Origin of the sequence: Halomonas sp. NO4, from assembly GCF_010994375.1 — a bacterium.
GTDB lineage: Bacteria > Pseudomonadota > Gammaproteobacteria > Pseudomonadales > Halomonadaceae > Halomonas.
This window is the reverse complement of sequence record NZ_WHMA01000056.1, coordinates 1-12373: the sequence shown is the minus strand read 5'-3', so window position 1 is coordinate 12373 and position 12373 is coordinate 1. Positions and strand designations below refer to the sequence as shown.

At 66.1% G+C, this 12373-nt stretch carries 12 protein-coding genes; 2 read left to right on the top strand and 10 right to left on the bottom strand.

Annotation, left to right across the window (positions count from 1 at the left end; genetic code table 11):
• The coding region (locus FEF15_RS19315; RefSeq protein WP_205598590.1) for a hypothetical protein at positions 1-210 on the top strand (210 nt) is incomplete at its 5' end.
• Positions 211-298: 88 nt separating this feature from the next.
• Here FEF15_RS19315 and FEF15_RS19550 read toward each other — a convergent pair.
• From FEF15_RS19550 to FEF15_RS18460, 3 genes are all read right to left on the bottom strand, one after another.
• Positions 299-691 carry a hypothetical protein gene (locus FEF15_RS19550; RefSeq protein ID WP_240454240.1) on the bottom strand — a complete coding sequence of 131 codons (393 nt, stop codon included), beginning with the start codon at positions 689-691 and terminating at the stop codon, positions 299-301.
• Between the two features lie 536 nt (positions 692-1227).
• Positions 1228-1815, bottom strand: a complete 588-nt coding sequence (locus FEF15_RS18465; protein WP_240454239.1) for a rhomboid family intramembrane serine protease — start codon at positions 1813-1815, stop codon at positions 1228-1230.
• Between the two features lie 276 nt (positions 1816-2091).
• Entirely contained in the window at positions 2092-3825 is a 1734-nt protein-coding gene (locus FEF15_RS18460; RefSeq protein ID WP_163560817.1) for a hypothetical protein, read from the bottom strand.
• Positions 3826-3903: 78 nt separating this feature from the next.
• Between FEF15_RS18460 and FEF15_RS18455 the strand changes: the two genes are divergently transcribed.
• The gene (locus tag FEF15_RS18455; RefSeq protein ID WP_163560815.1) at positions 3904-4206 is read left to right on the top strand and encodes a type II toxin-antitoxin system CcdA family antitoxin; all 303 of its coding nucleotides are present in this window, start codon (positions 3904-3906) and stop codon (positions 4204-4206) included.
• A 114-nt stretch (positions 4207-4320) separates the two neighbouring features.
• Here FEF15_RS18455 and FEF15_RS18450 read toward each other — a convergent pair whose 3' ends face one another.
• The 7 genes from FEF15_RS18450 to FEF15_RS18420 all read right to left on the bottom strand — a co-directional run bounded on the left by FEF15_RS18450 (position 4321) and on the right by FEF15_RS18420 (position 11790).
• On the bottom strand, positions 4321-4779 hold the full coding sequence (locus FEF15_RS18450) for a 2-hydroxyacyl-CoA dehydratase (RefSeq protein ID WP_163560813.1): 459 nt from the start codon (positions 4777-4779) through the stop codon (positions 4321-4323).
• Positions 4780-4812: 33 nt separating this feature from the next.
• Complete coding sequence (locus FEF15_RS18445) at positions 4813-5526, bottom strand: succinate dehydrogenase iron-sulfur subunit (RefSeq protein ID WP_240454238.1); 714 nt, start codon at positions 5524-5526, stop codon at positions 4813-4815.
• Positions 5527-5552: 26 nt separating this feature from the next.
• Positions 5553-5786, bottom strand: a complete 234-nt coding sequence (locus FEF15_RS18440; protein WP_163560809.1) for a transmembrane sensor/regulator PpyR — start codon at positions 5784-5786, stop codon at positions 5553-5555.
• Positions 5787-6085: 299 nt separating this feature from the next.
• Positions 6086-6607, bottom strand: coding sequence for a cytochrome c (locus FEF15_RS18435; protein ID WP_163560807.1), 522 nt, complete (start codon positions 6605-6607; stop codon positions 6086-6088).
• A gap of 76 nt (positions 6608-6683) precedes the next feature.
• Complete coding sequence (locus FEF15_RS18430; protein ID WP_163560805.1) at positions 6684-9815, bottom strand: efflux RND transporter permease subunit; 3132 nt, start codon at positions 9813-9815, stop codon at positions 6684-6686.
• Positions 9812-11179: an efflux transporter periplasmic adaptor subunit gene (locus FEF15_RS18425; protein ID WP_163560803.1), complete on the bottom strand. Its 1368-nt coding sequence runs from the start codon at positions 11177-11179 to the stop codon at positions 9812-9814. The genes FEF15_RS18430 and FEF15_RS18425 overlap by 4 nt, the downstream gene beginning before the upstream one ends.
• Positions 11176-11790 (bottom strand): TetR family transcriptional regulator, encoded by a 615-nt coding sequence (locus FEF15_RS18420; RefSeq protein ID WP_163560801.1) that lies wholly within the window; start codon positions 11788-11790, stop codon positions 11176-11178. Before FEF15_RS18420 ends, FEF15_RS18425 begins: the two co-directional genes overlap by 4 nt.
• Positions 11791-12373: the final 583 nt, after the last annotated feature.

Sequence of the window (12373 nt, the reverse complement as noted above, 5' to 3'; positions counted from 1 at the left end):
CCCCACATCGTTCAGAGTCTAACAGCCGCTGATACTCCAACTAGCTTGACAGTGGGGGGCAGGCAACGGCTCGGGAATGAACGCCTGGCAGTGTACGCCGCCGGCGATGGTATCAATGAAGTGGCCTGTGAGTCCGCGTTCCATGGGGCGTCACCTGACCGCCAGAAAGCGGCGATGGGTAAAATAGGGTTGTTCCGTATTTTAATTTAGGAGACAGATTAAAATAAGGCATCGCGTTATTTTAATTTGGGCCGCTACTATGGAAGCCCCACCCCTTTGCCGAGGCACAGGTAGAGGCCTACTGGGTCTGTACCCTCGCGTCGCTCACCCGGTAGTCCCCATCGAGCCAGCGCACGATCTCCTGCGCGCCGGGGTGGGCGAAAGCGGCGTAGCGCGCCCGCAGCGCGGCCTTGCGCTCTGTACTCAACCGTTCGAGGCCGGTGTCCTCCAACGCGAGCAGGTCGTCGTAGGCCAGCGCGCCCTGGGGTTCGCCCAACACCTCCACGACGGCGTCTCTTGTCGCCGCGAGGTAGCGGTAGTCCTCGCCCTGGGAGTAGCTGGCGGCCAGGGTGATCGCGGGAATGCAGGTGAGGACAGGCTGCAGGGCGGGGTTGATGGCGTGGCCTCCCACCTCCCCTGCCAGGGTGGCGGGTTGGCCGGTGAAGCCGAGTAGATGGAGATGGCGTGACACGCGATCGCTGTCGTTGACGGGTAGTTGTCCCACAGCAGCACGTGACGGCCCAGTCGCTGGCGCACCCGCTGCAGGTGGCCGGCGGATAGGGCCCGGGAGCAGACCTCCTCACCGGTCCAGAACACCGCCACCGCATCGTCGCGGGCCTCGCCCAGCTGCTCGAGATAGCCCGCCGGCCGGGGCGTGAACACCTGGTCCCATTGGGTCGTCGTTGTAGCAGGTGGGGCAGACGGCAAGCTGCTCGAAGCCGCCATAAGCGCGCACCCAGTCGCCCACTTCGCCCTGGCGCTCCGCCAGGTCGGGGATGTCGCCGGGCATGTCGTCGAACAGCAGAGCGCCAGGCGCTGCAGGCCCAGCGATTGCAGGTGGTGTGCAGCGTCTCTTTCAGGGCGCGGGTCGCGGAGGCGCTGCTCACAGGGCCAGGCGGGGCCGTAGAAGCCTTCGATGATGCCAAGGGCTGGTTGTGCGGGATGGTCATTCAAGGGAGCGCGCTTCCAACGGTGGGATGCAGGATGGAGAACTGTCGTGGTGGGGTTTCAACCGCCCAGCTGTTGCAGCAGCCGCGGCAGCACACCGGGGTCCAGGAGCAGCGTGACGCCGACCCCGCCCAAGGCGCCGCCCAGGTGCGCCTCGTGGGCCAGACCGCCGACCTGGTGTGCCCCGAAGCGCTGCATCGCCAGCACCGAGAAGGCCACGAAGGCCACGGCAAAGACAGAGGCCGGGATGGGCACCACGAAGAGCAGATAGAGCAGCCGGAAGGGTTCATAGAGGCAGAAGGCGAAGAGCACCCCGCTGATCGCGCCCGAGGCGCCGACCGCCGCATAGCGCGGATTGCCGCGCTGAATGACCAGCGACAGGCCCTGGGCGCCCAGCTCCGAGCCGATATAGAGCAGCAGAAAGGCCGCGGAGCCCAGCGTGACCTCGAGCCAGGGGCCGAAGAAGTAGAGGGTGAGCATGTTGACCAACAGGTGGGCGCCGTTGACGTGCACGAATCCCGCCGTGAGCAGCCGATACACCTCGCCATGGCGCAGGATCCGCTCGGGTCGGCAGGCCAGGCGATCGATCAGCCTGCTGCCGCGGGACAGGACATAGAGGCTGATGGCGACATTGGCCAGCAGCAGCACCAGGGTGACCGGCGTTCGGATGTAATCCAGCTCGACCTCCTCACCCCCTTCCGAGCCGAGGCGCTACCGGGAAAGGGTTCCTTTCGTGTGTGAGCGGGCAACGGCAGCCGCTTCCGCGAGAACGCCCACTGCGCCTTCCAGGCGAACATCGACACCGCCCGCAGCGCCCATGCTGCCACCTACCGCCTCGCCGCGCTCAAGCGGGTGCTGAGCACACAAGGCATGGACCGGGTGCTGCTGCGTGCGAGCCGAAAGGAGTGGGAGTGAAGCCTTTGCTCAGGTCGGGAAGGCTTCGTTCAACCACTTGATGAAATTGCGTTTCTGCTTGAACTCGGTGCGTAACTGGGCCAAGGCCTGCGAGAAGGCCTGTCGCTGGGCCGCAGTTTCCAGAGTGCCGTGCAGCTCCTGCAACAGGGCAATCCCCTGCCGATAGCTCTGATTGTTGGTCTGGCTGACCTCATGACGTACCAGGCGCAGATACAGCGGCTGGCTCTCGTCGGGATCGAGCAGCGCCCGTGCCAACTGGTGCAGCAGCGTCGGCGACACCGGTCGCTCGGCGCACAGTACCTGGGCCTCGGCCAGCGCCCCCTCGTGGAGATAGATGGCCAGCAGACAGTCCTCGGCTCGCGGGGCCCAGCCGAAGCGTGGCTTGGAGGACGATTCAAGCCGCTGGGTTAGCCACTCCAGAGCACGCTGGCGATAGTCGATGGCCAGGCCATGCGCGGATGCCATCTCCACCAACTGGCGATAATCCTCCAGTTGCTGGGTGCGCTGGTAGATGCCCCACTGCAGCTCCGCCGCGGCTTCCGCCTCGCCGCGATGCAGGCACAGACGCACTTCGAGCCGCTGGCGTTCAGTCTGCTGATGGTGAGCCTTGCCGGACGCCACCGTCTCCGCTCGCCTCAGCCACGGCTCCACCTGATCCCAGGCCTCATGGGCGATGCACAGCTCGGCGGCATCCAGGCAGTCCCGCTCGTGGCTGGCGGTTTTCTCGTAGAGCGCCAACATGGCCGGCAGGTCACCGGCGGCCTCGGCGCGCTTGAACAGGGGGCGGCGCAGACGAATGTAGCGATACTGCTCCGCCCATCCCGCCTGCTCCGGCAGATCCGGCAGGCCGTCCCAGGCCCGCTGCAGGCAGACAAGGTAAGCCGCCATGCCCGGCTCGCCCAGCGCCTCGCCATAGGCGTCGGGAATCTCCGGGTACATGTCCTCGCCGCCGCCAAAGGCCTTGTCAAAGAGATACGCGGCCAGCCTGTCGGGCGACCAGTCGAGCCGCTGCACAGTCTGGACGTGCAACGTCTGCAGGGTGGCCTCGCAATGGAAGCGGAAGCCACCGGAGTCGTCGATGGTTTCCAGCGCCCGGTCCATGCGCGACAGCGCATAATCCACCAGCGCCAGGCACTGCTCCGGGGGCAGTTGCGACGCCTGTTCGGCAAGCTGTTCGACGACGGCCTCCGCCTTGGCGAAGTAAGCGTTCACCTGGCCGTAACGGTAAAAGTCACGGTTGATGGGGAATGCCGCGGTGATGCGCTTCTTCAGCGCCTTGTGATCCAGCACGCCGAGCACCGCGTCGGCCCGCAGCGACCACTGCTGGTGGAGCACCGGGTCACTCTCGATAAGTGACTGCAGCGCCTCGATCAGCGACGCCTTGTCCATCTGCTGCAAGTAGGCGTGGATACGATCCGTCGCATCGCCTTCCGTCAGGCTCGCCTGCTCGGCCTGATCCGCCCGGTAGGCCAGGGCAACGGCCACGCAATGCTTGCAGAAGTCGATACCCTCGGAGGCCGGGCAATCGCACCCGCCGTCCAGGCCACGCTTGCTCAGTTTCAGCACGACGAGATAGCGCTCGCTGCCCTCCACCTCGGCGGTGATGGTGCTGCCCTTCTTGTTCCAGCCAAGCACCATGCCCTGCCTGAAATAATCCACGCCGCGGCCGAAAGCGGCCTCGCCGGCGAGCATGACAAGCTGCCGATCGGAAAGAAGCGCCGTCTCGTCCTGAAGGGATGCCATCGTCAGCCTCTGCCTGTTGCTTGCCCGCCTGCCTTGCCCAGCATGGGAAGTGCGCATACCCTTGGCGAGGCTGCAGTCATGCATCAGATCTACGATACCTGTGCCCCCAAGAAGCCGACAAATCTCAGCATCAACAGTGACCTACTTGAAATAGCCAGGAGCCTGAGCCTCAACCTCTCCGCCACTCTGGGAATCGCCCTCGCAGAGCAGGTCCGTGCCGAGCAGTGCGCCCAGTGGCAACGGGAGAATGCCGGCACCATCCAGGCGTACAACCAATACGTCGAAGAGAACGACACGTTCGGCGACGACGAAAGGACGTTGTGTCCGGTGCCCTCCTACATTGACACGGAAAGTTTGTTCTCTCCCCCAAAGACTCTGTGAACAAGAAACCTTTGTTTTCTATAGGGTGGGGTCTGCCGCGCATGAGCCGTGCGCCGGGCGGTACCTGGTAGCGGAGCTCGGAACAGTCACCGGGAGGAGGCTGCAGTCTCAGGATCAATACATCTCCAGTCTGGCCAGATCACGTGTCTGTAAGCGCGCCTCGGCTTCCTGCTGCTCGGCCAGCTGCGTAAACAGCTCGGACTCTTCCGGGACTTCGGCCAGTTCGGCGCGCAACCGATACATGTCCTTGAGCGTCTGGTGAGCCGTCATCACGTTGGCCAGCACATCCTGGACGTCGTGGCAGCCCAGGCAGCGCGGGATGCGATCCAGCACGCTGGGATGGCCGAACTCCTGGCTGTCGATAAGCCAAGTGTTGAGCAGCCCGTCATTGGCATCCTGCAGATACGCCGCCATGGCGTCACGCATGCGCCCTTCGCGGTCGGCAAGGAACACCAGTGCCATGCGCATGCGCTCGTCAGACGCCGTCTCGGCCAGCTCGGCATACTGCTTGGCCAGCGTGTCATGAAAATCATGCACCCAATTCAGTAGATCCTTTACTTGTCGAAATGCCATGCCGCCCTCCCCGGATTCGTTTCGGTAGGGATTTCAAGTACCGCGGGCCAGCAACATCGCCTTGATATGGCCGATGGCGCGCAAGGGATTGAGGCCCTTGGGACAGACCCAAGTGCAATTGGCGATCTGACGGCAGCGGAACACGCTGAAGGGGTCGTCCAACTCGGCGAGCCGCTCCTCGGTGGCGGTATCGCGGCTGTCGATCAGAAAGCGATAGGCCTGGATCAGCCCGGCCGGGCCGATGTACTTGTCCGGGTTCCACCACCAGGAGGGGCAGGCCGAGCTGCAGCAGGCGCACAGAATGCACTCGTAGAGCCCGTCGAGCTTCTCGCGGTCTTCCGGGCTCTGCAGCCGCTCCCGAGCCGTGGGCGGCTCGTCGTTGATCAGCCAGGGGCGGATCTTCTCGAATTGGCGGAGAAACTGCGTCTGGTCGACCACCAGGTCGCGGATCACCGGCATGCCGGGCAGGGGACGCAGGATCAGGGTGTCGGTGCCGTTCAGCGCCTCGGCGACCGGAGTGATGCAGGCGAGACCGTTCTTGCCGTTGATGTTCATGCCATCCGAGCCGCACACCCCCTCGCGGCAGGAACGCCGATAGGCCAGGGTGGCATCCCGGCCCTTCAGGAACTCGAGCACGTCGAGCACCATGGCCTTGCGCCAACGCTCCTCGACTTCATGGGTTTCCAGATGCGGCGCCGTATCGTGCTCGGGGTGATAGCGATAGAGCTGAACCTTGAGCATGGACATTCTCCCAGACCGGCACGCGGCGCACCTCAGTAGGCAAGATGCAGACGATGCCGAGCATTGATGCGCATGACATAGCCAACCTTCACCAGGGTGGGGCCGAGAATGACCAACACGTGCGCGAACACCTGCGCTGACAGCGAGAGCCGGCCATCGATGACGTAGCCGCCCATCACGCCGACAGCCAGCAGGGCCAGACCCAGAGTCAGCAGGGTATCGCCCAGCGTATGGGTTCGGTGGGGATCTTCGAAGTAGCGCAGCATTTCTCTCCTCCTCACTCCCTGGCAGGCCACGAAACGCCATGGACGAACGGCGCTTCGCCTGCTCGGTTAAAGATGCATGTAAATTACTTCTTAAAGGGTAGCTATCATGCCACGCCGGTCAACCCGCTACGGGCGTTCCTACGCCCATCGCCAGGCCCCAGCCGTCGCACGACACTAGGCTTGCCACTGCTTCAGCGGCACGCCCAGCGCCCTTCTCAAGGCCTCCAGCGTGTTCCTGTGCACGCCGGGCTGAGTGCGCAATCATTCATGGTGCCGTCGCCGGTCGATATCTTCGAGAATCACGGCTCGCTGACTGCGCCGCCGTCGTGACCCCAGCTCCCGGGAATCGATTGAGCCTCCAGACCCTCGAACCGATCCGTCACATAGCGGCTATGGCAGGCCACGCAGGATTCGGTCATGCGATTGAAGGTCTCGACCTGGGCCTGGGTATCCTGCCGTTCTCCTGCCTCGGCCAGGGAAGCCGACAGCCGATGGAAGCGCTGGTCCATCTGCAGGAACTCCTTGGGTACCTCCGCTTTCAGTTCCTGGCGGTCCTGTGCGGTCAGGGACTGCTCGAGGATGAAGCTGTCGTGAATGGCCTGGCCCAGCTTCGCCACCTCGTCGTGCCTGCCCTGGAAGATGGCGCTATAGGTCTGCTGCATCGCCGCCTCGATCTCGATCATCTCCTTCACCAGCAATCCCCGCAGCTTCTCGGTCAGGTCGGGGCCCACCGGTTCCGCCGCGAGAACGGCGCCGCTCAATGTCAGGCTCGCCAACAGGGCAGCCAAGGTGATGGCGCGATGCGTCTGTGGTTTGTTCATGGTCTGCACTTCACGGTCACGTTGATTTGCTTACCTCCATCGGGCAGCGGCACCCGATTACACGAGCCGAGACATCTCAACTCGCCTCTCTCGTCTGCAGCTTGGCCTCGGAGGTGGCGTCCTCCGTCCGTGCCCAGCCCAGATCGTCGAAGATCACATAGAGCGCCGGAATGACCACCAGCACCAGCACCGTGGAACTCAACAGGCCGAACACCACTGCGATCACCAGCGGCTTGATGGCCGCCGCCTGGGTGCTGGTCTCGGCCAGCAGCGGCAGTAACCCGGCGATGGTGGTAGTGGAGGAGATCAATATGGCACGCAGCCGATCGCGGCTGGCCTGGCCGGCGGCAGTCGCAGCATCCAGCCCCTTCTCACGGTGCCCCTTGATGAAGTGGATCAACAGGATGGCGTTGTTGACCACGATGCCGGCCAGCGAGGCCGCACCGATCAGCGAGGGCATGGAGAGGTAGTAGCCCATGATCACGTGCCCCCAGATGGCCCCGATGAAGGCCAACGGGATGGAGAGCATGACGACCAGCGGCTCCACGTAGCTGCGGAACTGAAACGACAAGATCACGAAGATCCCCACCAGGCCGATCAGCAGACCTCGGGCGATGGAGTCGCCGGTCTCCGCGGAGCTGGCTACCTGCCCCTCGAAGGTGGCCGCCACCTCGGGATGACGCGCCTGGAAGTCGGCCAGCCAACCGCTGCCCACCAGGTCGTCGACGATGGCCTGACCGCTGGCCTCGCGAGCGTCGACATTGGCCTCCACGGTGATCGTGCGACGCCCGTCGATGCGGGTGATGCGCGCCCACTCGCGGCGCTCGGCCACCTCGGTCACCACCGAGAGCGGTGCCCGACTGCCGTCGGGGAGCATCAGGGTCTGGTCGGCCAGGTCGTCGAGGCCGTCGCGGTCGCTCTCGGCCTGGCGCACCAGCACCTCGATCTCCTGCTCGCCGATGCGTTGAGTATCGGCAATTTCGCCGAGCAGGGCGGCGCGCAGCTGACCGGCCACCTCCTCGGCGGTGAGACCCAGTCCGTGAGCCCCGGGTGCCAAGGAGTAGGCGCGCTGGGGCTTGCCCAGCCGCTGGTCGTCCATGACGTTGTAGACCGCCGCATAGCCCTCGAGCCGCTCGGCCAACTCGACTGCTGCTGCCTTCATGGCATCGAGATCCTCGCCGGCCAGACGCACCTCCACCGGCACCCCGGCTGGGCCAAACCCCGGCTCCTGAATGATCAGGCGCTGCACCCCCGCGATCTCGCCGATCGCCTCGCGCCAGGCGACGGTGAGCGCATCCAGGGTCAGGGTGCGCTGCTCGGCGGTAAGCAGGTCGACGCTGACCGTGGCCACGTGGGGCCCTGCCTCCCTGGCGCTGAGGTTGTGGTTGAAGCGCACCTGGATCGCCTCGACCAGCGCCGCCCCCGCCGGCTGCCCGGGCGAATGGCGCGCATCGAGCTCGCCCATGGCCGACGCAACCCGCTCGGCCACCGCTTCGGTACGCTCGAGCGGGGTGCCCTGGGGCATCAGAATGCGCGCCTCCAGCACGTCGCCGTCGATGTCGGGCATCGCTTCGCTGCCGACGTGACCACCGGCCATGAAACCGACGGACGCCAGCATCACGGCAAGCACCGCCCCCAGCACTGCATGGCGAAAGCGGATCGCCCGGTCGGCCAGCCGCCCCACGCCCTCGCGGAAGCGTTCAAAGCCGCGGTCGAAGGTGGTCCTCAGCCGCGAGTCGTGGCCCTGCTGCAGGTGCGTCATGCTGCCCTTGAGATGATGCGGCAGGATCCAAAACGCCTCGACCAGGCTCGCCGCCAGGGCGGCGATGAGCACCACCGGCAGCACTTCCAGGACGGCGCCCAGCTCACCGGCCAGAAAGGAGAGCGGCACGAAGACCGAGGCGGTGGTCAGGAAGGACGACAGCACCCCGGGCAGAACCTGGCGGGTGCCGGCCACCACCGCCTCGAGCGGCGTGGCGCTCTCCTTGGCGTGGGCAGCGATGTTGTCGGTGATGACGATTGCATCGTCCATGACGATGCCGATGGCCATCAGCAGCGCCACCAGGGTGATCATGTTGAGCGACAGTCCGGTCAGGCCCATCACCAGGAAGGCACCCATGAAGGCGGCGGGCAGCCCCAGCACCGCCCACAGCGCCAGGCGCGGCCGGAAGAACAGGCTCATCACCAGCACCACCAGCACGAGCCCCATGAGGCCGTTGCCCACCAGCATCTGCAGGCGATCACGCACGATGCTGGTTGCATCCTGGGTCAGCGTCAGCGAGACGCCATCGTCGAAGCGGCGGCGCTCTCCCTCGAGCAGCTCCTCGAGATCCTCCTTTACCGTCAAGGCATCGTCGCGCAGGCTCTTGCTTACCTCCAGCAGCAGCGCCGGCTCGCCGTTGAAGCGAAGTTTCTCCTCCTTGCGCTCGCCGGTCTCGCTCAGGGTGGCGATATCACCCAGGGTCAGCTCGCCCCCGGCCGGATCGGACATCACCACCAGGCGCTCCAGCTCGGCAAGCGAGCGGCGCTGGTCGGTGAAGCGCAGCAAGATATCGCCCTCGGGAGTTTCCAGGGTGCCCAGCGGCAGGTCCAGGCTCTGGGCCGAAATCCGCCGCGCCAGCTCGCGGGCCGAGAGGCCGTGCTGGCCGAGCACCTCGCCCGGCACCGCCACCTGCCACTGGCGCTGGGACATGCCGTGGATGGTCACGTCCGCCACGCCGGGCAGGGCCATGATGCGCTCCTCCAGGCGCAGGGCGTACTCCTCGAGCTGGCCGGAGGGCATGTCGGATGACACCGCGACAGCCGCCACCAGGTCGCTGCGGTGCAGCTCGCGCACCACCGGTGGATCGGCCCGCGCCGGCAGCTCGGTAATGGCACCCACCTCGGTGTCGATCTCGTTGAGAAAGCGCAGGGCGTCGCCGCCAGCCTGCATGGTGGCGGTGGCGCTGGCCAGGTTGTCCTGGGCCGCGCAGACGAACTCGTCGAGAAACTCCACGCCCTTGACCGCCTCATGCAATCGCCGGCACACGGCATCCTCGACGTCGGCGGCGCTGGCCCCGCGATAGACCACCTCGACGCTCACTTCCACCGGGCGGTAGTCGGGGAAGGTCTCCCGCTTGAGCGACGGGGCGGCGAAAAGCCCGGCGGCCAGCAGCAGCACCAGCAGCAGGTTGGCGGCGGTGGGGTGAGCCGCGAACCAGCGGATCATGGCTGCTCACCTCGCGCCTGCCCGGCGATGCGAGCCTCCAGGGCCTCGTCGCGGCGTGGCGCCAGCGCCATGCCGGCGATCGCCGCGGGAAGGTCATCGACCACCACTCGCACGCCGGGCGCGAGGCCCGTCCCGATAACTGCCAGGTTACCCTGGGTGAAGGCCACCGCCACCTCACGGCGCGCGAGGTGCTGCTCGTCATCTACCAGCCACACCTCACCCTGGTGCACCGCGCTGGCGGGGATCACCAGTAGAGGCGACGGACTCGCCGCGGTAAGCCGCGTGCGTACGTACATGTCACGCTGCAGTGGCGGACGATCCGGCGGCCGGGCATCGCGGTAGGGATGATCCACCTCCACCACGGCGCGTACCGTGCGGGTGGCCGGATCCAGCCCGCTGGCCACCCGAACCAGCTCACCGGACCAGCCCACGCCCTCGGCGCCGACCAGAGCAAGCTCGGCATCCACCGCCGAGAAGTCCAGCCGCTCGCTCAGATCCAGCCCCTGGCCGAAGGGTTCATCGGGCAGGATCGCGCCCAGCAGGCGACGCATCATGGCGATAGGAATATGCGCCTCGACCTCGGCGGCGGCCAGGCTATCGGCCTGGAACAGCTGCTGCCCGCTGGCCACGAACTGGTGGCGCTCCACCGCTACCTCGCCCAAGCGCAGGTCGTAGGGCGCCTCGAAGCGGGTATCAGCGAGGTCCTCCCGGGCCTGGGCCAGGCGCACCGCGGCGCGTTCGCGCTGCGCCTCAAGCACCTCCCGCCGCGCCGGCATCAGCGCCAGGCTGTTCTCCAACGTGGCCACCGCCTGGCGTTGGCTCAGCGTACTGCGGCGCTGCTCGTCGTGCCGCGAGGCGGAAACCGAACCGCTGGCCACCAGGCGCTCGATGCGCGACAGCTCCTGCTCGGCCAGGGCCAGGGCGTCCTTCTCCAGCGCCAACAGGCGGCCGGTGTTGGCCTCCTCGGCCTCAAGTTGAGCCAGCTCGCCGGCCAGGCTCGCCAGCTCCGCTTCGGCCTCGGCGATGGCCAGCTCATAGCGACTGGGGTCGAGCGCCACCAGCAGGGTGCCCTCGGGCAGCAGGGTGCCACTCTCCAGCGCTGGGTGGCGCTCCACCACCCGGCCAGCCACATTGGCCACCGCCTGCCAGGTCTCGGCGGGACGCGCCACGCCGTGGCCGCGGGCCTCCAGGCGGACGTCCAGGTTCCGGGCCTCGATGAAGTGCACCGGGGTGGCGGAGGCGTCCGCCTCCTGGCGCTCCGGGGTCTGGCGGTTGGCCACGAAGACCATCAACAGTGCCACGCCCAGGGCAATGCCAGCCAGCACCGTCAGCCCCCGCCCCAGCCGACGAACCCAAGGCCTCATGCATCACCTCCCGCCGCACGGATGCCGTGCTGATAGAGGTCGAAGGCCGCTGGGGCTCGCTCGCCGATACGGGTCACATCGTCGGCAATCAGCGACTGCACGACCAGTCCCTGAAGCGTGCCGATGAACTGGGTCGCCGCCACGTCCAGCTCGAGCTCCGGGCGCAGTTGTCTCCGGCGTTCGGCCTCTTCGAGCAGCTCCAGCAGGCGCCGCCGATAGCGCGCCAGCAGGCTGCGCACCATGCGGCTGGCGGGGGTGGGCCGTGGGTGCTGCAGCTGACCCATCAGCAGACGCGGCACCCCGGGGTGCTCGGCGATGAAGGCGGCGTGGGCCAGAAACATCGCCTCCAGGGCGGCCAAGGGGTCATCGACGCCCTCGGCGGCGGCGGCGACCCGCGCCATCACCTGATCGCTGACCCAGGCCACCACCGCCGCCCAAATGGCGTCCTTGTTGGGGAAGTGGCGAAACAGCGCGCCCTGAGTGACCCCCATGCGCTGGGCGATGCGTCCGGTGGTCAGGGTGGCGGGCTCCTCCTCACTGCATAGCGTGACGACCGTCTCCACGGTGCGTTCACGGCGTTCTTCGGCGCTGAGGTGCTGGCGCTGTGACATAGGCGGCTCACAATAGATAGTAATTAATTACTATCTAGCAGGGCGCTGCCATCGACGCAAGCCGAATCGATCACTACCTGGTAATGGTCGCTACCAGTGATCTCGTCTTCGTCGACGGAGGACATTATCTGGGCATGTGTGCGGTGGGGTTGCTGCCAAGGCCGGCAGGGGGGAAGGGTTCGACCTGCTCGGCCAGAGCTGCATCATCGCACCGACCGGTGAACTCGTCGCCTGGCGAGAACCCTTAAAGTCAGGTTGATCACCTACCCGTGCGATCTGGATCGAACGCACGAGATCCGTGAGTCTACCTTCAATTTTGCGAAGCACCGCCGACCCGAAACCTACCAGCTCATCACGCAACCTGGTGAAGTTGACGTGTGAATGCCGTTGAGTGCCGATTTGTTGCGATGTCACTGGCCATCTCGGCATGATGGCAGACAAGCCTCGCCACTCTTTCGAGACATTACCTGTCTACCACCCGACGAGGATCGCCATGTCGACGCTATTCGACCGCCTCAAGGAGGTCTCTTCGCCCGCCATCGGCCTGGGCGCCATGAACCTCTCCCATGGCTATGGCAGCCCT